The sequence below is a fragment of the Pseudomonas rhodesiae genome, from assembly GCF_013285305.1.
Classification (GTDB): Bacteria; Pseudomonadota; Gammaproteobacteria; order Pseudomonadales; family Pseudomonadaceae; genus Aquipseudomonas; species Aquipseudomonas rhodesiae.
In genome coordinates, this window is the sequence record NZ_CP054205.1 from 3,309,162 (window position 1) to 3,329,727 (window position 20,566).

The window sequence follows — 20,566 nt, forward strand, 5'->3', positions numbered from 1 at the left end:
CAACAAATTTGATCCAAGCCTGATAAGCGGTTGATGTTTCCATGCACTTAAAAAACAGCCTGGAGTTGTGCCTGTCGTCGGTGTTTCGTGCACAAATAACAAACTTTCTCGACACGAGGGTTATCCATAGGGAAGCATTCGACTCAGCGGAAGGGATTCAACCATGTCTGCAACACGTACATTCCTCGTACTCAAAACGGCTTGTGCAAGCGCAGCGGCGCTGCTGCTCGGCGCTTGCGCGGCTGACAATACAGCCTCCAATGTGGTCGCACCCGGCGATGCCCCCTCGCCGACCACACGCACCCTGGACGCCGGCGCAGCGCTATTGCAATCGCGCCCTCCGATTGATGCCTTGAACGCTTACCTCGACGGTTTCCATTTCTACAACGGCGATATGAAAGCGCAAATGGAGGCCCATCACTATTGCGCGATCCTCAACGACGAAGTGATCCAGTGCGTGATCTACGATGGCAATCGCAAGGACGCCAAGTTGATGGGTGTGGAATACATCATCAGCGAGCGCTTGTTCACCGGCCTGCCCAAGGCCGAGCAGGCGCTGTGGCACAGCCATGTGCACGAGGTGAAATCCGGCCAACTCGTGGCGCCCGGTATCCCTGAGGTGGCCGAGCATGCGCTGATGGAAAAGCTCGTGCACACCTACGGCAAGACCTGGCACACCTGGCACACCGACCTGCATAAGGACCTGCCCTTGGGCGTGCCCCAACTGATGATGGGCTTCACCGCCGACGGCCAGGCCGACCCGCAAAAAGTCGCCGAGCGCGATCAACGGTTCGGCATTGACAGCGCACAGAAGCGCAAAGACCGCGCGGATATACCGGCTCCCGCCGTGGCGCCAGGGGCGGATGCGTGGCGCCGGGGCCAGGTATTTCAGATAGCTGATCCAACCCAAACACCCCATCGGCACTGAATTCATCGATTGAGGAGCCAAGCTATGCAATCCCTCAAGATCGCCACGTTCAATGTCAATGGCATAGGCGCACGCCTGCCGAACCTGTTGCAGTGGCTGGAGCGAGAGCGGCCCGACATTGTCTGCCTGCAGGAGCTGAAAGCGCAGGACAACGCCTTCCCCGCCAAGGCGCTGGAGCAAGCAGGTTACGGCTCTGTACACCATGGCCAGGCGGCGTGGAACGGAGTCGCCATTCTGGCGCGCGATGCCGAGCCGCTGTTGATCCATAGAGGGTTACCGGGGGCCGAACATGATCCCCAGGCCCGTTATCTGGAAGCGGCGGTGCTGGGGGTAATCGTCGGCTGCCTGTACCTGCCCAACGGCAACCCTCAGCCTGGGCCGAAGTTCGATTACAAACTGCAATGGTTCGAACAGTTGATTCAACACGCTCAAACCTTACACAGCAGTGAACACCCGGTGGTGCTGGCTGGAGATTACAACGTGGTGCCTACCGATCTGGATATCTACAACACCCGCTCGTGGCTCAAGGATGCCCTCCTCCAGCCCGAGAGCCGCGCGTGCTACCAAAAGCTTCTGGACCAAGGCTGGGTCGACTCGCTTCGGCACCTGTATCCAGACGAGCGCGTATACACGTTCTGGGATTATTTCCGTCAGCATTGGCAGAAAAATTCTGGTTTGCGTATCGATCATCTATTGCTGAACCCGGTGTTGGCCCCACGCCTTGAAAACGCCGGCGTCGATGCATGGGTGCGCAACGAAGAACATGCCAGCGACCATGCACCGGTCTGGGTTCAAATCAGTGCCAAACCGCGCAAGCGTATCCAGCGTACTTGAACCTCTAGGAGCAATGCCGGTGATGTACCCAACTACCCCCGATGGCCGCTATTTCGTCGTAAGAGGTACCCTGTGGCGGTGCAGCAACCCCTCGCTGCCCGAAGACACTCGGCAGGGCCTGGTTAATCAACTGATGACCGCGCGCCGCGCGGTCAAAGCCGCCAAGGCGTCCGGTGATCCGCGCCAGTTACAGGCTGCTCGCACACAAGTGCAGAAAGCCAAGGTGGGCCTGGGTGAGCGTGGCCCGGTGTGGTGGGATGACGGTGCTGCGGATCTCAACCAGAAGAAGGTAAGCGATACGCCCTATGCCCAATGGCATGCGGCGTTGGCCGAGACGTCAGCTTAGCGCCCCATTAGCTCGGTTCTGCAATGGGTGTGGCCAGGCGATTGCAGCCATATAGCACAACCCCCAGCAGCATCAGCGCACCGCCGCGCAGCCACGTATCGAGGCTTTGCTGGCTGAGCAGAACCAGGCACGAGGTTATCGCCAATATCGGCACCCAGGTCGGCACGCGGAAGTGGTCCTTGTCGACGCGGTCCCGACGTAGCACCAGCACGGCCAGATTAGTGCTGAGGAACACAAACAACAGCAACAGCACCACCGTCTCGGCCAGGGCTGCGAGCGTGCCGGTGGCGGTCAGCGCCATGGCCACGCCGCTGGTGGCCACGATCGCCACCAGCGGCGTACGGCGTTTGGGCAGAACCCGCGACAATGGCGCCGGCAACAACCCCATGCGAGCCATGCCGTACGCCAGGCGGCTGGCCATGATCATCGTCAGCAGTGCGCCGTTGGCCACCGCCACCAAGGCAATGAAGGCGAATAACTGGGGTGGAATGTTCAGGCCCGAAGCCCGCACTACTTCCAGCAGCGGCGCTGAGGTAGCCATCAGTCGGTCCGTCGGCAACACCACAGAGGCAGCGACCCCGACCGCCATGTACACGATACCGGCGGTGACCAATGCGGCGAACAGCGCGCGCGGATACACGGTGCGCACGTTACGGATTTCTTCCGCCAGGTTGGCCGAGGTCTCAAAGCCGACAAACGAATAGAACGCCAACAATGCCGCCCCCAATACCGCGAGCATTGGGTTCACGCCAGGCTTGAATTCTACGGCGCGCCCCAGGTTCGCCTCACCGGCCTGGAAACACCAGGCCGCAGCGATGACCACGAGCAACAACCCGGACAACTCAATGCAGGTCATAACCATATTGGCGCCCAGGGACTCTTTGATACCACGCGCATTGAGCAATGCGATCACCGCCAGGAACACCAAGGCCGCCAAGGTCGGTGGCACCTCAAAAAACGCCGCCAGATAGTCGCCGGTAAACGCCAGGGACAGCCCCGCCGCACTGGTGACCGCGGCCGCGAGCATACTGAAGCCCACCAGAAACGAAACCAGCGGCGACTTGAACGCCTTCTCAGCGAACACCGACGCGGCGCCGGCGTGGGGGTACTTGGTTACCAGTTCCGCGTACGAGCCGGCGGTGAGCATGGCAAAGAACAACGCCACCAGCAGCGGCACCCAGATCGCCCCGCCCACTTGCCCGGCAATGGTGCCAGCCAACGCATAGACACCGGCGCCCAGCACATCGCCAAGGATGAACAAAAACAGCATCGGTCCGGTGACGGCGCGGCGCAGTGACAGCTTGGAAGGCGAAGCGTTGCTGAGGCTGGAATCAGTCATGGGCGGCTCTACGGGCGGGTTGCACTGTGGATTCAGCCGGCGTGAGCCGGCAATAGCAAAGTTGTTTAAACATGGAAAAGCGTTACGCTGCCATAGTTCATTTATTTGCTTATCCCACAGCCCTAAGAGCCATGAAAAAGAGTGATCTACCAGTCAAGACCTGCGTGACATGTGGCCTGCCTTTCACCTGGAGAAAGAAGTGGGCGCGTTGCTGGGACGAGGTGCGTTATTGCTCGGAGCGCTGCCGACGCAACAAACCCTGAGCATGCTCTTGGTCAACGCTGGACGATCAACTGCAGGGTTTACGACCGCATAGCCAATTCCGGTAAGGCTTGTGCTGCGGGTCCTGCACCGTGAAAAGCAGCGGCGCCTTGATTTCCAGCACCCCCGAACTGTCCGTCAAGGGCGCGGATTCGCCCATGGTCACCCGCGCGGCGGCCCTCATGACCCACTGATCCACATTGGCATCCCCCGAGGGCTCGACCATTGTCACCTGAGGGGCGCCACTGTCTGACTTGAAGCGGTAGGACAGCGTGACGCGCTTGGCCTCGCCGGTGGCGTCAACAGCCTCTAACACTTCACCCACTGCCATCCGCCGCTTTTGTAAATTGACAAAGCTGCTCAGCCACATTTGCTGATAACGTTTGGCCTGAACCTCAGTGAGCGGCTGGCCGGCTTTACGCAAACGGTTCATCGCAAGCCAAGCCTCATCGCCACAGCGTTCGGAGGCCTCCAGATATAAGGCCAGGGCGCCAGGCAGGTCCTGCGGCCCTCCTTCGCCCTCCTCCATCAAACGCCCCAACGGCAGCGCAGCGTTCTTACCGGACAGACGGTAGAACGTACGCGCCCTGGCGTAATCCACCGGCTCACCTTCGCCGCGCTCGGCCATCTGCCCGAGCAGCACATTGACAGCCGGGTCTAACTTGGCGGCTTCGACGAACAAGGCGTGGGCCTCGCGAAAGTCTTGATCGACCCCATAGCCACCCTCCTGATACAGCTTGCCGAGTATGGCCATGCACGTGGGATTGCCATAATCGGCGTAGCGCTCGATATAGCGCAGGTTGTCGCGCTCAAACGGTTTCTGGCCCGCAATCCACATGCAGCGAAAGCCAGTCATCGATGAATCGTAATCGGCGGGTCGGGTCAGGCTTTTACAGCCCATGATGGTGCTCAACAGCACCAGAAGCGTCAGGGTCTTTAACATAGCGTCCATGCATCCGGGTGAACGGGAAAACGGCATTATGCCAGTAATGACTGGATTGGCTTCACCCTAGGAGCCGCGAGTCAGGGTTGCCTGCGTTTGGATCGGTAATGGCGTATCAGCCCCACAGCCACCAACACGCCGACGACGCCTAGTGCAATAGGCAGTCGATAAGGTTTCAAGTCGCCCAAGACGCGTTGCAAAAACTCCCCAGCCCAATACCCTGCACTGGCAAACAGCGTGGCCCAGACCAGCGCGCCAATGGCATTGATGCAGGCAAACTTAAGCGGTGAAATCCTGCTCGCGCCAATCACCATCGGCCCCAACAAACGCATGCCATAGAGAAAGCGCACCGAAAAAATCGACACCGTGGGGTGTCGATGGATCAACGTTGTGATCTTGTCGATGGCCGCTTGTTTTTTATGTAAGCGCGGCAACAAACGGTCGCCGAAATAGCGCCCCGCCCAGAACAGCAATTGGTCCCCCAACATGCCGGCGAGACTGGCGTAGGCGATCACGGGAAGCAACTTGAGCACCTGCTGATGCGCCGCCACGCCTCCCAGTATCAGAATCGTTTCGCCTTCCAGTAGGCAGCCGATAAAAACGGCCCAGTAACCATAGGTGGCCAGCAGGTGATTAAGGTCGAGGTGTTCAAACATGCGCGCGCATTTACTCCATAACGGCTAAATGTCTCGGGGCCAGTGCTGATCGGTGGCGACAGCACATGGACACAGCCGTGAGCGAGACGGTTCCTTCAACAGGTGACGAGCAGCCGCTTACTGGACTCCGCGCCAGCGCCGCGCCCTGCTTTATTTACCCCCGGTCACATCGAGAAAGGTGCCGGTTACGAACGACGCCTCCGCGCCCGCCAGCCATAGAATCGCCCGTGCCACCTCTTCCGGCTGGCCGCCCCGCCCCATGGGGATCGAGTCCTTGACGCGATCGACCCGCCCAGGCTCACCGCCACTGGCGTGCATGTCGGTGTAGATATGCCCGGGGCGAATACCGTTGACGCGTATGCCTTCCCGCGCCACCTCTTTAGCCAGCCCGATGGTGAACGTTTCGAGGGCGCCCTTGGAGGCCGCATAGTCCACGTATTCATTGGGGCTGCCAAGTCGGGCCGATGCCGAAGAGACATTGATGACCACCCCACCAGCGCCATTATGACGATAGGACATGCGCCGTACCGCCTGTTGGGCACAGAGTATCGGCCCGATGGCGTTGACTGCGAAAATGCGCTGCATCCGCTCGAAGTCGAGAGCCTCCACCCGTGATTGCAGCGCCAGTACCCCGGCGTTATTGACCAGGACGTCGATGCGCCCGAACTCACGGTCGATGGCCGCGAATAGATCGGCCACCTGGCGCGGATCCGCACTGTCGGCGCGCATGGCCAAGGCTTTGCGTCCCAGTGACTGCACATCCGCAACCACCGCCTGCGCCGCGGACTCGTTGCTGACGTAGCTGATGGCCACGTCATACCCTCGCTGGGCTGCCAGCCGGGCGGTGGCGGCACCCACCCCGCGACTGCCGCCGGTTATCAGGACCAAAGGGGCCTGCGAAACAGTGGTCATGGTGAATCCCTCTCTAGGTGATTGGCCGAGTCAGCCGAGGATGATGGCGCCGCAGGCGATCACCACGCACGCCAGAATGCGGCGCGCAGTCAGCGCCTCGCCGAGGAACCCGTAGCCAATCAATGCCGCGAACAACACGCTGGTTTCGCGCAATGCGGATACTGCGCCCAAGGGCGCTTCGTTCATGGCGTAGATGACCATGGCATAGGCGAGCAAAGAGACCAGCCCGCCGAGCACCGCCGTCAGGGTGCCGGGCCGCACGCGGAACAGGCTGCGGGTATCGCGCAGAGCGATGTAAACCATGGGCATCAGCACGCCCCAGAGGGCGCTCATCCATACGGTGTAGGCCATTGGCGCGCCGGAGAGCCTGGCGCCGATGCCATCGACAACACTGTAGGCGGCGATAAAGCAGCCTGTGCCCAGGGCATAGGGCAGGCTGGGGACCGAAAGCCGGCGCCCTCTGAACGCCAGCGAAATAATCCCACCCGAGACCAACGCAATACCGAGCAACTGGCCAGGAGCGATGGTTTCCCCGGCAAAAACGGCGGCCCCCAGGGTGATCAGCACCGGCGAAGAACCACGGGAAATCGGATAGATCTGCCCCAGGTCGCCGACCCGGTAACTGCGCACCAGAAACAAGTTGTAGCCCACATGCAGCAGCCCCGACAGCAGCGCATAGCGCCAACTTTCAACCGCAGGCGGCAGCATAAACACGGCAGCGACCGCGCAGGTGATGGCGATGGCCATGCACATCACCGTCATGGACCACAGGCGATCGGCACCGCTGCGCAGCAGGGCATTCCAGCTGGCATGCAGGAGCGCGGCGAAAAGGACGAGGCAGACCAGATGAATAGGCATGCCTCATTCTATTTACGCCGGTGTCGGGACTACAGCGAAGTCTCCTCATCGAGGCATGAATGAACACTCATCATGGGCGCCTTCACGTCCCGCACTTTCAGCGCCTCACTCATTAACCATTGGCGAAAGCTGACGATGTGCGGCAACGTTTCGACGCCTTTGGGGCACACGAAGTAATAAGCCAGCGGCGATGGAAAATGCACATCGAATAGCCGCACCAGACGGCCATCGCTGATTTCCTTCTCGACATGCCCGCTGCGCACCAATGCCACGCCTTGGCCAAGCAATGCCGCCTCGACCGTCATGTTGGTATCGCCGAATCTGACACTTTCCCTGAGCGGCAGATACACCAGGCCCAGCGCCTCGAACCACGCCTCCCATTTGGGTGCCAGTTCTGCGCCATCACGGGCCAACAGCGGAAAATGCAACAACTCGGCGGGGCTCAGCGGTGTCCCGACGCGGCGCAGCAATTCGGGACTGGCCACGGGAAATACCTGTTCCCCGAACAAGAACTCCGAATACAGGCCAGGGTAACTGCCCTTGCCCAGCCTGATCGCGACGTCTGCCTGGGCGTTGGAGAAATGAATAATGGCATCCGTGGTGTCCAACGACACCAGCAGCTCGGGGTGCAGGCGAGAGAGGTTCGGCAGGCGTGGCAACAGCCATTTCAGCGCAAAGGAATAGGTGGTGCTGACGCTGAGCCGAACCCTGCCCTTCTGCTCGCGCAGGTCGTTGAGCGTCGCCTCCAGGCTCAAAAAAAACTCGCGCACGATAGGCGCCAGAGTTGCGCCCGCCGCTGTCAGGCGCAGCGCCTTGCCACGCTCGAACAACTGCACGCCCCACAGCGCCTCAAGATGCTTGAGCTGGTGACTGACAGCGCTTTGAGTCACATGCATTTCGTGGGCGGCGGCAGTAAAGGTCGGGTGGCGGGTAGCGACTTCAAAAGCGCGAAGTGTCGCGGTGGGCGGCAGGTCTCTCATCGGGGCGTATCCAGCGAGTCATCAGAGGGTGTTGCATGAACGTTAGCTCATCATAAAGCCAAGTTGATTGAATAACCTCGCCGTTGAAGCAGCCAAAATGCCTAACTTTAGGCTACAGTTCGCAATAGTGGCATTTAGACATGACTGTCGGTCACCTGATGGTAATAAACCAGACGGAAGGCACACTAGCGTGTCTAAAGTTGCGGCACATAGGGCAGATAACCCCTATGTTGTTTATATATCCGCAGTACTGTTCAAGGATCGAACTATGACCCCGCCTCCATCCAGCCGCACTTCCCTTACCGGTCATCCGCGTTTTCGTTGGTTCGCTTTCATTCCCGTGGTGCCTGCGGTGATCTGGATCCTCGTCCAATCAACCTCCGCGGCCAACCTCGTTGCGTGCGCGGCGTTGGTGCTGGTCGGTCTTGGGGCCTGCGCCTGGAGCGCGAAATCTCAGCGCGATGCCCTATGGCGCGCGACATCGAGCGCATTGGCCAATCAGGCCGATGCCGACGCAGCGCACAACAGCCAGGCGGCGCGGGCGCAACTCGATGAGGTGTTGCTGGGCGCCATGCCGATCTGGGCCAAACAGGTGGAAAGTTCACGCCAGCAGACCGAGGAAGCCATTGTCAGCCTGGCGAATCGTTTCACTGGGATCGCCGCACGCTTGCAGGAAACCGTCCAGGCTTCACAGCACGCAGCCGGTGAACTGGATGGGCAAGCCGCCGACGGCGCGCTCAAGGTGCTGGCGCGCAGTGACAGCGAATTGAGCCAGGTGATCGACTCACTTAAGGCCACCCAATCCAGCCGCGACCAAACCCTGGCGCAAGTACGCGGCCTTACCGCCTACACCGGCGAATTACGCACCATGGCCGCCGACGTCGCCGCGATTGCCGCGCAGACCAACCTGCTGGCGCTGAATGCCGCAATCGAAGCGGCCCGTGCCGGTGAAGCCGGGCGCGGTTTTGCGGTGGTGGCCGATGCGGTGCGCAGCCTGTCGAGCAAGTCCAGCGAGACCGGCCAGCAAATGTCGGCCAAGGTCGACATTATCAACAACGCCATTACCCAGCTGGTGCAGGCCGCCTCCACCAGCGCCGATCAGGACAGCCACTCCGTCGGCGCGTCCGAGCAAAGCATCCAACTGGTGCTTGAGCGCTTCCAGAACATCACCGGGCGCCTGGCCGAGTCCGCTGACCTGCTCAAGCAGGAAAGCTACGGCATCCGCGACGAAATGACGGACGTGCTGGTCAACCTGCAGTTCCAGGACCGGGTCAGCCAGATTCTCAGCCATGTGCGCGACAACATGAACGCCTTGCACGATCACTTGCGTCAGGCCAGGCAAGCGCCGGACCAGGCCGTGAGCATCGACGCCCGACAATGGCTGGCCAGTATGGAGGCCACCTACGCCACCGACGAGCAGCGGCGCACGCACCATGGCAACGACGCCGCGCAGCAGAATTCCCAAGACATCACTTTCTTTTAGGAGCCCATCATGGCGAAAAGTGTATTAGTGGTCGACGACTCCAGCAGCGTGCGGCAAGTGGTCGGTATTGCCTTGAAAAGCGCCGGTTACGACGTGATCGAGGCCAGCGATGGCAAGGACGCCCTGGGCAAACTCAACGGGCAGAAAGTGCACCTGATCATCAGTGACGTGAATATGCCCAATATGGACGGCATCACCTTCGTCAAAGAGGTGAAGAAGCTGGCCAACTACAAGTTCACCCCGATCATCATGCTGACCACCGAGTCCCAGGAATCGAAAAAGGCCGAAGGCCAGGCCGCGGGCGCCAAGGCGTGGGTGGTCAAGCCGTTCCAGCCGGCGCAGATGCTGGCGGCGGTGTCCAAGCTGATTCTGCCGTGATCCGGGGAGGCTGGCATGTCCATCACCCACGAAACCACTGACGACACGGCCCGCGTGGGCATTGAAGGCGAGCTGACGATCTACACCGTCGCCGAGCTGGCCGCCGCGCTGCTGCCGCAGGTTGGCGCCGCGGCCCGCCTTGAGCTAGACCTGTCACAGGTCACTGAGATGGATGGCGCCGGCCTGCAACTGCTCGCGGTGATCGAGCGCGAAGCCGGCATCAACGGCACGGCCCTGAGCCTGACTGGCCAGAGCCAGGCCGTCACGCAAACACTGCAACTCTGTCGCGGCGCCGCGTTGTAGGCGGCGCCACCGTTCATTGATCGACAAGGAAAGTCCAGGTGAGCATCAATCTCGATCAGGCACAGCAGACCTTCATCGTGGAGGCCCGCGAACTGTTGCAGGCCATGGAGCAATCCCTGCTGCAACTGGAGAACGAACCCGACGATCAAGACGCCATCGGTGCGATATTCCGCGCCGCGCATACCATCAAAGGCTCCGCCGGGCTGTTCGGCCTGGCGCCGATCGTGGGGTTCACGCATATCGTCGAAGATGTGCTGGACCGCCTGCGCGACGGCGATATCGCGGTGGATGCCGACTTGATCGCCCTGCTGCTCAAGTGCGGCGACCATATGCTCGAACTGATCGACGTGGTTGCCAGTCGTGGTGAAGCCCTTACACCCGCCGCATTGCAGCGCGGTGAGGCTTTGCGCGAGGCGCTGGGTGTCTACCACCCGCTTCACGCCACAACCGCCGACGCCGTAACCGCTAAGGCGGCCGACGGCGAGTCAGCCGAAGTGCTGTGGCATATTTCTCTGCGCTTCGGCGCGGACGTGTACCGCAATGGCATGGACCCGCTGTCGTTCCTGCGCTACCTCCAAACCCTGGGGCAAATGGTGCAGGTCGACACCCTCACCGACAGCATCCCGGCGCTGGAAAACTTTGACCCGGAAAGCTGCTACCTGGGCTTCGAGATCGACCTGCGCTCCACTGCCAGCCACGCCACCCTCAACGAAGTGTTCGACTTTGTGCGCGACGAGTGTGAGGTGCAGATCACGGCCGTCGATGAGGCGCCCATCAACCTGGCGAGCACCGGCACCGAGCTGGTTACCCAGGCCGAACCCACTCACCGGAGCACCGCGCCCCAGCGCGTGGCGACGGCCAGCGAGGCCAAACCCCGAGATGGCAACTATGTGCGGGTCAACGCCGACAAGCTCGATGAGTTGATCAACCTGGTCGGTGAGTTAGTGATCGCCAGCGCCGGCGCGAGTCTGTTGGCGCGCTCCTGCAACCACGACCCACTGCATGAAGCCACGTCGACGGTGTCGGGGCTGGTGGAAGAAATCCTCGATGGCGCCCTGCATCTGCGCATGATCCCCATCGGCGATACCTTCAACCGCTTCCGCCGCGTGGTGCGCGACGTCAGCCAGGAGTTGGGCAAGGACATCGACCTGCTGATCAGCGGTGCGGAAACCGAGCTGGACAAGACCGTGGTGGAGAAGATCGGCGATCCGCTGATGCACCTGCTGCGCAACGCCATGGACCACGGTATCGAAAGCGCCGAGGCGCGGCGCGCGGCGGGCAAGTCGAGCAAGGGCCATCTGAGCCTCAATGCCTATCACGACTCCGGCAGCATCGTCATCGAAATCGCCGACGACGGCGCCGGGCTCAACCGCGAGCGCATTCTGGAAAAAGCCCAGGAACGCGGGTTGGTGGCCAGCGGTGCGGTGCTGTCCGATCAGGAAATCTACAACCTGATTTTCGAAGCGGGCTTCTCCACCGCCGAGGCGGTGACCAACCTGTCCGGGCGCGGCGTTGGCATGGACGTGGTCAAGCGCAACATCACGCTGCTGCGCGGCACCGTCGATCTGGACAGTCGCCCCGGCCAGGGCACGGTAGTGCGCATTCGGCTGCCGCTGACCCTGGCAATCATCAATGGCTTCCTGGTCGGCATCGACCAAGCCACTTATGTGATTCCCCTGGACATGGTTCAGGAATGCATCGAACTGGACGAACCACAGCGCGACTCCAGCCGCGAACAAGGCTATCTGGACCTTCGCGGCGAGGTGCTGCCATTGGTTCACCTGCGCGACCACTTCAACCACGAAGGCCCCGCCGCCCGGCGCCAGAACGTGGTGGTGGTGCGTTATGCCGAGCACAAGGCCGGGCTGGTGGTGGACGACCTGCTCGGTGAGTTCCAGACCGTGATCAAACCCTTGGGCAAGCTGTTTGGCGCACTGCGCGGAATCAGCGGCTCGACCATTCTGGGCAGCGGGGCCGTGGCCCTGATCCTGGATGTGCCGGCCCTGCTCAACCAACTCGTACAAATGGAAGCTCGCACAGCCCAGGCGCCACAGTCGCCACTGGTCGTCGCTCGCTGACGTATTTGCAATTCCATGGAGGTTCCGCGATGAAATGGTTTTACGATCTAAAAATTTCCACCAAGCTGATCAGCTCGTTCCTAGTGGTCCTGGCGCTCACCGCGGCCATGGGTGCCTTCGCTATCCTCCAATTGGGGGGGGTCAACCAAGCCGCCCAGGACATCCGCGGCAATTGGATGCCGTCAATGCGCGCGGCGGCCGGTATGCGCTTCTTCGCGGCCAACTACCGCTTGAAAGAGAACCGTCATGTCGCCACCGAGGTCGCCGAGGAAAAGGCCCTGGCCGAACGCGAAGCCGCCGAGGCGCGCCAGCAGTTCGACACACGCATGGGGACCTATGAACAACTGCTATCGAATGACGAAGACCGACAGTTGCTGGACAGCGTGAAAACCGGATGGGCTGCGTACCTGGCCACCAGTAAACAGTTGCTTGAGCTGTCCAGGGAGAACCAGGAAACCCAAGCGCGCGGGCTGCTCAGGGGCGAATCCAAGACGCACTTCGATGAAGTGACCGCGCGCCTGCAAAAAATGGTCGAGCTCAATGATGCTGGCGCCACTGCTGCCGGTGACAAGGGTTCTGCGTTGTATGAAAGCTCGCGTCTGTCGATCATCGCGGCCTTGGTCGCCGCCCTGTTGATCGGCTTGGGCCTGGCGCTGTTTATCGCGCGAATTATTTCCCGTCCGTTGAGGCTGGCTGCCAACGCCGCCGAGCAATTGGCCGAAGGCAACCTCAGTGCACAGATCGAACCGGGCGCCAAAGATGAAACCGGTATGGTGCTCAATGCCATGCGCAATATGGTCGGCAAACTGGCGCATATCATCGGCGAAGTTCGCAATGCCGCCGACAATCTGGCCAGCGCTTCCGAGCAAGTCAGCGCCACGGCGCAATCGATGAGCCAGGCCACCAGCGAACAAGCGGCCAGCGTCGAGGAAACCAGTGCCTCTATCGAACAGATGAGCGCCAGCATCAACCAGAACACTGAGAACGCCAAAGTCACCGACGGCATGGCCAGCAAGGCCGCCAAGGAGGCCACCGACGGCGGTGAGTCAGTGCAGCAGACCGTGGTGGCGATGAAGAAAATCGCCCAGCGCATCAGCATCATCGATGACATTGCCTACCAGACCAATTTGCTCGCCCTCAATGCCGCCATCGAGGCCGCACGGGCCGGTGAGCACGGCAAAGGTTTCGCCGTGGTCGCCGCCGAGGTGCGCAAGCTGGCCGAACGCAGCCAGGTTGCCGCTCAGGAAATCGGCGAACTGTCTTCCAGCAGCGTCGACATGGCCGAGAAAGCCGGCAAGTTGCTTGATGAGATGGTGCCGTCGATCAACAAAACGTCCGACCTGGTGCAGGAAATCAGCGCGGCGTCCGAAGAGCAGGCCGCCGGTGTGGCGCAGATCAACACGGCGATGACCCAGCTTAACCAGGTCACCCAGCAGAACGCCTCCAGCAGCGAAGAACTGGCCGCCACCGCCGAAGAGATGAGCAGCCAGGCCGAACAATTGCAGCAGGCCATGAGTTTCTTCGTGCTCGACACGACGTCCAGGGCCGCCACCCAAAGCAGTGTCGACAGCGCCGGCAGCAAGCCGACTCGCCAGCCGCCGCGCCCCGCGCAACCGCCAGCGCGCAAGGCCTTTGCCTACAACATGGCCAGTGCCCCGGACGAATCGGAATTCACCCGTTTCTGATCGTACGCATCAATCCGGGCTCACAGGGAGTAATGAGATGGGCGCAGTGATGACTACCCGCCAGGCCGCCGTCGCGGTCGACGAGGATGCGCAATACCTGACCTTTATGCTCGGCGGCGAGATGTTCGCCATCGGCATTCTGGGAATCAAGGAAATAATCGAATACGGCAGCCTGACCGTGGTGCCGATGATGCCCGCGTTTGTGCGCGGGGTGATCAACCTGCGCGGTGCGGTGGTGCCGGTGGTGGACCTGTCGGCGCGTTTTGGCCGGGCCAATTCGCAGATCACCCGCCGTTCATGCGTGATCATTATCGAAGCCAGCACCGAGGACGGCCTGCCCCAGGATATCGGGTTGCTGGTGGACACCGTATCCGCCGTGCAGGAAATCCCGGCCGCCCAGATCGAGCCGCCGCCCAGCTTCGGCGCGCGGATTCGTGCAGACTTCATCAGCGGCATGGCCAAGGTCGAGGGCAAGTTTGTGATTGTGCTGGAGGTGGACAAAGTGCTGTCCATCGATGAGATGTCCAGCCTTGCCGAAGCCGGCCAGGCGCCGGCCCTCGACTTCGACCCGCGGTGAGGTGCGATCATGCCTGATACCACCCCGCTGGATGACCGCGAGTTCGGCCAGTTTCAGTCCTGGCTGCATCGCGCGGCGGGCATCAACCTGTCACCGGCCAAAAAGGCCCTGGTGGCCGGTCGGCTGTTCAAGCGGCTCAAGCACTATGAACTCAAGAGCTACGGCGAGTATTTCAAGCTGATCATGAGCGATCAGCGCAAAGGCGAGCTGCAAGTGGCGCTGGACCTGCTGACCACCAACGAGACCTACTTTTTCCGCGAGCCCAAGCACTTTGATTTCCTGCGCCAGCAGGTGCTGCCCAACGCCGCGCCCGGCAAGGTGTTCCGCGTGTGGAGCGCGGCCAGTTCCTCGGGCGAAGAACCCTACAGCCTGGCCATGACCCTGGCCGAAGGCCTGGGCACCACGCCTTGGGAAGTGCTCGGCTCCGATATCAGCACCCAAGTGCTGGCCAAGGCGCGCAACGGCCACTACCCCATGGAGCGCGCCGCCAACCTGCCCCAGCCATTGCTGGTCAAGTACTGCCTCAAGGGCATCGGCCGCCAGGACGGAACGTTCCTGATCGACAAGCCACTGCGCAACCGCGTCAGTTTCGTCCAGGTCAACCTTAATGAACCCCTGCCTGGCCTGGGCGAGTTCGACGTGATCTTCTTGCGTAACGTGATGATCTATTTCGACCAGCCGACCAAGACCCAGGTGGTGGCGCGACTGTTACCGCAGCTTAAATCCGGCGGTTATTTCATCATCAGCCACTCTGAAAGCCTCAACGGCGTGAATGACACGTTGAAGCTGGTGGCGCCGTCGATTTACCGCAAGCCATGAAAAAGCCAGCCAATGCCGCCGAGGTGGTGCTCGCCCCTGGCCAAGTCAGCTTTGCCACCTGCCCGACGCGTTTGCGTACCTTGCTCGGCTCCTGTGTGGCGTTCACTTTCTGGCACCCCCAACGGCGCATCGGTGGCATGTGCCATTTCATGCTGCCGGCGCGCAACCGCACGGGCCAGCCACTGGATGGCAAGTACGCTGACGAAGCCCTCGAACTGTTACTGCGCCACGCCCGCGCCAACGGTACACGGCCGCAGGATTACCAAGTCAAAGTGTTCGGCGGCGGCGAGATGTTCCCTGAGCAACCGCGCCAGCGACCGGCCCACAACGTGGCCAACCTGAATATCCGCGCCGCACTGGCCCTCGCCGAACGCCACCACCTGCACCTGGCGGCCCAGGACATGGGTAGTACCGGCTATCGCACGATTATGTTCGACCTCTGGAACGGCAACGTCTGGGTCCGGCACCAACCAATGGGAATACTCGAAAAAGATGCCTACCAAAAAAATCAGCGTGCTGCTGGTCGATGACTCAGCCGTGGTACGCCAGGTGCTGCTGGCGATTTTCAACGACACACCGGATATCCATGTCATGGGTGCGGCTTCCGACCCGATCTTCGCCATGGACAAGCTCGCGCGGGAATGGCCGGATGTGATCGTGCTGGACGTGGAGATGCCGCGTATGGACGGCATCACTTTTTTGCGCAAGATCATGAGCGAGCGCCCCACGCCAGTGGTGATCTGTTCGTCGCTGACTCAGAAAGGCGCGGAAACCTCCCTGCAGGCGTTGTCAGCCGGCGCCGTGGAGATCATCACCAAGCCCACCACCGGGCTGAAAAACTTCCTGATCGAGTCCGGCCCCGAGCTGGTGGCGGCGATTCGTGCGGCGGCCAACTCCAACGTCAAGAACCTGGGCAAGCGCATCGCCAAGCCCACACCAGCCCCCGCCCCTGCCAGCAAGCTCACGGCGGATGCGATCCTGCCCGCCGCCAATGGCCAGGCCATGGCCCAGACCACCGAACGCATCGTCGCCATCGGCACTTCCACTGGCGGTACCCAAGCGCTAGAAGCGGTGCTCACGGCGCTGCCGAGGGTGTGCCCGGGCATAGTGATCGTGCAGCACATGCCGGAAAAATTCACCGCGTCCTTTGCCGAGCGCCTCAACGGCCTGTGCCAGATCGAGGTGCGTGAAGCGCGCAATAACGACCGTATCCTGCCCGGCCTGGCCTTGATCGCCCCCGGCGGCAAACACCTGATGGTCACCCGCAGCGGTGCCTTCTATCACGCCCAGGTGATTGACGGGCCGCTGGTCAATCGCCATCGGCCGTCGGTGGATGTGCTGTTTCGCTCAGTGGCCAAATTTGCCGGCAAGAACGCCACCGGCATCATCATGACCGGCATGGGCGACGACGGCGCCCGCGGCCTCAAGGAAATGCTCGACGCCGGCGCCGCCACGGTAGCTCAGGACGAAGCCAGCTGCGTGGTGTTCGGCATGCCCAAGGAAGCCATCAAACTCAACGCCGCCCAACGCGTCATGCCGTTGCAGGAAATTCATCAGGCGATTTTGCATAAGTGACGTCCAGCGGCTGCGCCCTTGTCAGCGGGCGACCGTGTTGCTAGTGTCGATTCATGACAAATTATTGCCTCACCTCGACCACCCTCACCACGACCGCTCAAAGCGGTGCGTGCGAGGTGTCGTGAGCCCATAGCCAACGAACTTCAAAGGCCCGCCAGCGATGGACAGGGCCTTTTTTTGTGCCTTGTGTTGCTGGCGCAAACGCAAGGAGATGCACCCATGTATGCACTGTTGGTACTCGATATCCAAGTCGGCCTGGTTCATGGCCCGGAAACACCCTGGCGTTGCGACGCGATGCTCGACACCGTCAATGGCCTGATGGATCAGGCCCGTCGCGCCGGGGCTGGAATTTTCCTCGCGCGCCACGTCGGGCCCGCAGGGTCGCCGATGGCGCCGGACAGCCCGCTGACGAGGCTGGCGCCGCAGCTGATGCTTTCAGGCAATGAAGTGGTGTTTGAAAAGCAGCGGCCTAATGCTTTTGCCCAGACCGACCTGGCGAACAGCTTACGGTCTGTCGGGGCGACGGGCGTGGTGATCGCGGGTATGAAAACCCAATACTGCGTCGACAGCACCTGCCGTGCCGCCCGTGATCTTGGCTTCGATGCAGTGCTGATCGGCGATGGGCACACCTGCTCGGACACCGCAGCGCTGCAGGCCAAGGATATCGTGGCCCATCACAACGCAACGTTGCACGGGCCGTTCTGCCAGGTGATAAAAGCTGAGGACTGGTGCTTCTAGCCAGCGATGGCCAATGCGGGGAGCAAGCGCGTGCCCTCCCCGCAAACAGCACGTCAGTTGTCCGGATGCTCACTGGCGACCGAATCCGCCGCATCTACATCCGACATATCCTCTTCCAGCGGCGCTTCGTCATCGGGTGGCAATGGCAACGCGTCGTCGCCTTTGCGCGGATCATGCCCGGTCTCGTTGTCGGTGCCCCGCGTGACAGCCTGCTGTGAAAGGTTGCCCGGTGCGTTCTCATCGATATCCATGTTGGCTCTCCGTGGTGACTGAGCACGGAATACCCGCGCCTGATCATAAGAGCCAGTGGCTGACCCACGAGTGCCGAGTACTGGACGAACGGTGACCACCAAAGTCGGTCAGCCCAGGGAGGATTTGAGTCGTCGGAAACTGCCAAACGTTGCCTCGGAGCGTGCTTGCTCCAGCACACTCATGGGCATCGGCTTGCGCACGACGTTGATCACCGGCTTTTGCACCACCGTGCGCTCATGCGTCGCCAGCCGCTCATCGCTGGGCGGCACACCGAAGTACTCCCGATAACATTTGGAAAAGTGCGGCGTCGATACAAAACCGCAGAGCACCGCCAATTCGACGATAGAGATGGGCGTCTGCTTGAGCAATTGGCGCGCGCGGATCAACCGCAGCCGCAGGTAATAGCGCGACGGCGAGCAGTGCAAGTACTTCTGAAACATCCGTTCAAGCTGCCGCCGGGAGAGCTGGACATACTCCGCCAGGTGGTCCAGGTCGATGGGCTCCTCAAGGTTCGCCTCCATCAGCGTCACGATTTCCTGCAGCTTGGGCTGCTGAGTGCCGAGCATGTGCTTGAGCGGTATGCGCTGGTGGTCTTGCTCACTGCGCATGCGTTCATAGACGAACATGTCTGAAATGGCTGCTGACAGTTCATGCCCGTGATCCAGGCCGATCAAGTGCAGCATCATATCCATCGGCGCCGTGCCCCCTGAACTGGTGAGGCGGCCGCGGTCGAGGGTGAACAGGCTTGGGCTGACAGTCACTCGCGCAAACGCTTCTTGCATCGCGGCCAGCCACTCCCAGTGAACGCTGCACTCAAAGCCATCCAACAGCCCTGCCCTGGCCAATACCCAACTGCCGGTGCAGATGCCGCCCAAGCGTTTGGAGTAACGCGCCTGCGCGCGCAGCCACTTGACCAGCTCGGGGGTCACCGTGTTTTGAATGCCCGTCCCGCCGCACACGAAGATAATGTCGGCCGACGGCGCGGCATCCACCGAGCTGTCCGGCGTGATGGGCACGCCGTCGCTGGCCCAGATGGGCGTGCCGTCGAAACTGGCGGTGTACCAACGATAGAGCTCCTGCCCCGACAATTGGTTGGCCATGCGCAGCGGCTCCACCGCCGACGCCAATGAGATCAGCGTGAACCGGTCCAACAATACAAACAGGATGCTGGTCACAGGTCGTGCATTCATGGCGGCGAAACCATCGAAAGTGGGCTCTGCGCGCGCACGGGTTGGCGCGCAGTGATAACCCCCACCAGTGAAATCAGCAACGCCAACCCAATCGTCGAAGACACCTCAAGACGATGCTCTGGCGTCACCAGCATTACCCCCAGCGCGGCGCAAATAAAGGCGATGACCAGCCAGGTCAGCCAGGGGAACAACCACATCTTGAACGTCAGCGTGATATTGCGGCGCTGCATGAGCTTGCGCATACGCAGTTGCGAAATGGCGATCACCAGGTACACCAACAACGCGATCGCCCCGGAACTGGCCAGCAGGAACTGGAACAGCCCGGCGGGCATGAAGTAGCTGAGCAACGTCACGCCAGCGCCCAGCACGGTACTGGCGATCACCGCGGCCCTAGGCACGCTGGCTGCCGACGTCTTTTTCATCAACGTGGGCGCATCGCCGCGTTTGCCCAGGGAATACAACATGCGCGAGGCAATGTAGATAGAGGAGTTCATGCAACTGGCCACGGCAATCAGCACGACACCGTCGACCAGCAACTTGGCATGGGGAATATTCATCAACTCCAGTGCCCGTTGATAGGAACCGACGGACGCCAGCAGAGGGTCATTCCAAGGCACCACGGAAATCACCACGAAGATCGACAGCACATAGAACACGCCGATACGCCACATCACCGAACGTGTGGCGCGGGCGATATTCTGCGCGGGGTTGCTGGACTCCGCTGCGGCGATGGTGACCGCCTCCGTTCCGATAAAGCTGAACATGATGGTAATGAACGCGCCCACGACGGCAGACATACCGTTCGGGGCAAAACCGCCATGCTCCTCCATCAGTCGACTCAAGCCACTGGCCTCCCGCTCGGGAATCCAGCCCATCAGCACGGCGCCACCCAGGCCGATAAAGCCGATGATCGCTACGACCTTGGCCATGGCAAACCAGAACTCGAATTCTCCGTACTTGGAGACACTGAACAAATTGGTGACCACCAACAAAAAGATCGACAACAAGGCGAACAGCCAAGCGTCGATCTGGGGAAACCACTGGTTCAAGATATGCCCGGCGGCCAGGGCTTCGATCGGAATCACCAGCACCCAGAACCACCAGTACAGCCAGCCAATCGTAAACCCGGCCCAGCGTCCGATGGCCTGGTCGGCATAGGTCGAAAAGGAGCCGGTGTCCGGGTTGGCCACCGCCATCTCGCCCAGCATGCGCATGACCAGCACCACCAGCAGCCCGGAAAAAAAATACGCCAGCATGACTGCGGGGCCCGCCGCCGCAATCGCATGCCCGGACCCGACAAACAACCCAGCACCGATAATGCCGGCAATGGAGAGCATGGTGACATGACGCGGCTTGAAGCCCTGCGCCAGTTGGCCGTTCGAATCCTTGGAACTCAGGCTATTCATCGTTCTTTTTATTCTCTGTGATCGA

23 protein-coding genes are annotated in these 20,566 nt (G+C 61.2%); 14 read left to right on the forward strand and 9 right to left on the reverse strand.

Annotation, left to right across the window (positions count from 1 at the left end; all coding sequences use genetic code 11):
- The first annotated feature begins 163 nt into the window (after window positions 1-163).
- From HRH33_RS14940 to HRH33_RS14950, 3 genes are read left to right on the forward strand one after another with little or no spacing between them, the layout of a single operon-like run.
- Complete coding sequence (locus HRH33_RS14940) at window positions 164-928, forward strand: OBAP family protein (RefSeq protein ID WP_094066563.1); 765 nt, start codon at window positions 164-166, stop codon at window positions 926-928.
- 24 nt (window positions 929-952) lie between these two features.
- The gene (gene xth / locus HRH33_RS14945; RefSeq protein ID WP_034138309.1) at window positions 953-1,762 is read left to right on the forward strand and encodes an exodeoxyribonuclease III; all 810 of its coding nucleotides are present in this window, start codon (window positions 953-955) and stop codon (window positions 1,760-1,762) included.
- Between the two features lie 22 nt (window positions 1,763-1,784).
- Window positions 1,785-2,108 (forward strand): hypothetical protein, encoded by a 324-nt coding sequence (locus tag HRH33_RS14950; protein ID WP_034138355.1) that lies wholly within the window; start codon window positions 1,785-1,787, stop codon window positions 2,106-2,108.
- 7 nt (window positions 2,109-2,115) lie between these two features.
- Here HRH33_RS14950 and HRH33_RS14955 read toward each other — a convergent pair whose 3' ends face one another.
- Entirely contained in the window at window positions 2,116-3,447 is a 1,332-nt protein-coding gene (locus tag HRH33_RS14955) for an APC family permease (RefSeq protein ID WP_167418019.1), read from the reverse strand.
- Window positions 3,448-3,578: 131 nt separating this feature from the next.
- Between HRH33_RS14955 and HRH33_RS14960 the strand changes: the two genes are divergently transcribed.
- Entirely contained in the window at window positions 3,579-3,710 is a 132-nt protein-coding gene (locus HRH33_RS14960; protein ID WP_080758733.1) for a DUF2256 domain-containing protein, read from the forward strand.
- A gap of 26 nt (window positions 3,711-3,736) precedes the next feature.
- On the opposite strand, the gene HRH33_RS14965 is transcribed toward HRH33_RS14960, so the two are convergent.
- The 5 genes from HRH33_RS14965 to gcvA form a co-directional block, all read right to left on the reverse strand.
- Window positions 3,737-4,660: a tetratricopeptide repeat protein gene (locus HRH33_RS14965; protein ID WP_167418020.1), complete on the reverse strand. Its 924-nt coding sequence runs from the start codon at window positions 4,658-4,660 to the stop codon at window positions 3,737-3,739.
- A gap of 71 nt (window positions 4,661-4,731) precedes the next feature.
- Entirely contained in the window at window positions 4,732-5,307 is a 576-nt protein-coding gene (locus tag HRH33_RS14970; protein ID WP_167418021.1) for a DedA family protein, read from the reverse strand.
- A 150-nt stretch (window positions 5,308-5,457) separates the two neighbouring features.
- Window positions 5,458-6,219 (reverse strand): SDR family oxidoreductase, encoded by a 762-nt coding sequence (locus tag HRH33_RS14975; RefSeq protein WP_167418022.1) that lies wholly within the window; start codon window positions 6,217-6,219, stop codon window positions 5,458-5,460.
- Window positions 6,220-6,249: 30 nt separating this feature from the next.
- Window positions 6,250-7,077, reverse strand: coding sequence for a DMT family transporter (locus HRH33_RS14980; protein ID WP_167418023.1), 828 nt, complete (start codon window positions 7,075-7,077; stop codon window positions 6,250-6,252).
- Window positions 7,078-7,106: 29 nt separating this feature from the next.
- On the reverse strand, window positions 7,107-8,057 hold the full coding sequence (gcvA, locus tag HRH33_RS14985; protein ID WP_167418024.1) for a transcriptional regulator GcvA: 951 nt from the start codon (window positions 8,055-8,057) through the stop codon (window positions 7,107-7,109).
- 571 nt (window positions 8,058-8,628) lie between these two features.
- On the opposite strand from gcvA, the gene HRH33_RS14990 reads away from it, so the two are divergent.
- The 10 genes from HRH33_RS14990 (at window position 8,629) to HRH33_RS15035 (ending at window position 17,693) form a co-directional block, all read left to right on the forward strand.
- Window positions 8,629-9,540: a methyl-accepting chemotaxis protein gene (locus HRH33_RS14990; protein ID WP_373873673.1), complete on the forward strand. Its 912-nt coding sequence runs from the start codon at window positions 8,629-8,631 to the stop codon at window positions 9,538-9,540.
- A gap of 9 nt (window positions 9,541-9,549) precedes the next feature.
- Window positions 9,550-9,918, forward strand: a complete 369-nt coding sequence (locus HRH33_RS14995; RefSeq protein ID WP_034097651.1) for a response regulator — start codon at window positions 9,550-9,552, stop codon at window positions 9,916-9,918.
- 15 nt (window positions 9,919-9,933) lie between these two features.
- A complete protein-coding gene (locus HRH33_RS15000) occupies window positions 9,934-10,221 on the forward strand; it encodes an STAS domain-containing protein (RefSeq protein WP_034097649.1) in 288 nt (95 codons plus the stop codon).
- Window positions 10,222-10,259: 38 nt separating this feature from the next.
- On the forward strand, window positions 10,260-12,299 hold the full coding sequence (locus tag HRH33_RS15005; RefSeq protein WP_040268195.1) for a chemotaxis protein CheA: 2,040 nt from the start codon (window positions 10,260-10,262) through the stop codon (window positions 12,297-12,299).
- Window positions 12,300-12,328: 29 nt separating this feature from the next.
- Complete coding sequence (locus tag HRH33_RS15010; protein ID WP_167418026.1) at window positions 12,329-13,984, forward strand: methyl-accepting chemotaxis protein; 1,656 nt, start codon at window positions 12,329-12,331, stop codon at window positions 13,982-13,984.
- Window positions 13,985-14,021: 37 nt separating this feature from the next.
- Complete coding sequence (locus HRH33_RS15015) at window positions 14,022-14,561, forward strand: chemotaxis protein CheW (RefSeq protein WP_034138318.1); 540 nt, start codon at window positions 14,022-14,024, stop codon at window positions 14,559-14,561.
- A 9-nt stretch (window positions 14,562-14,570) separates the two neighbouring features.
- Entirely contained in the window at window positions 14,571-15,380 is an 810-nt protein-coding gene (locus tag HRH33_RS15020; RefSeq protein WP_034138319.1) for a CheR family methyltransferase, read from the forward strand.
- Window positions 15,377-15,910 (forward strand): chemoreceptor glutamine deamidase CheD, encoded by a 534-nt coding sequence (cheD, locus tag HRH33_RS15025; RefSeq protein ID WP_034138320.1) that lies wholly within the window; start codon window positions 15,377-15,379, stop codon window positions 15,908-15,910. The genes HRH33_RS15020 and cheD overlap by 4 nt, the downstream gene beginning before the upstream one ends.
- Window positions 15,873-16,955 (forward strand): protein-glutamate methylesterase/protein-glutamine glutaminase, encoded by a 1,083-nt coding sequence (locus HRH33_RS15030; protein ID WP_167418027.1) that lies wholly within the window; start codon window positions 15,873-15,875, stop codon window positions 16,953-16,955. Before cheD ends, HRH33_RS15030 begins: the two co-directional genes overlap by 38 nt.
- 219 nt (window positions 16,956-17,174) lie before the next feature.
- Window positions 17,175-17,693: an isochorismatase family protein gene (locus HRH33_RS15035; protein WP_167418028.1), complete on the forward strand. Its 519-nt coding sequence runs from the start codon at window positions 17,175-17,177 to the stop codon at window positions 17,691-17,693.
- A 53-nt stretch (window positions 17,694-17,746) separates the two neighbouring features.
- On the opposite strand, the gene HRH33_RS15040 is transcribed toward HRH33_RS15035, so the two are convergent.
- From HRH33_RS15040 to gabP, 3 genes are all read right to left on the reverse strand, one after another.
- Window positions 17,747-17,944, reverse strand: coding sequence for a hypothetical protein (locus HRH33_RS15040; RefSeq protein ID WP_034097634.1), 198 nt, complete (start codon window positions 17,942-17,944; stop codon window positions 17,747-17,749).
- Window positions 17,945-18,052: 108 nt separating this feature from the next.
- A complete protein-coding gene (gbdR, locus tag HRH33_RS15045; RefSeq protein WP_094066574.1) occupies window positions 18,053-19,135 on the reverse strand; it encodes a choline metabolism transcriptional regulator GbdR in 1,083 nt (360 codons plus the stop codon).
- Window positions 19,132-20,541: a GABA permease gene (gabP, locus tag HRH33_RS15050; RefSeq protein ID WP_047882417.1), complete on the reverse strand. Its 1,410-nt coding sequence runs from the start codon at window positions 20,539-20,541 to the stop codon at window positions 19,132-19,134. Before gabP ends, gbdR begins: the two co-directional genes overlap by 4 nt.
- Window positions 20,542-20,566: the final 25 nt, after the last annotated feature.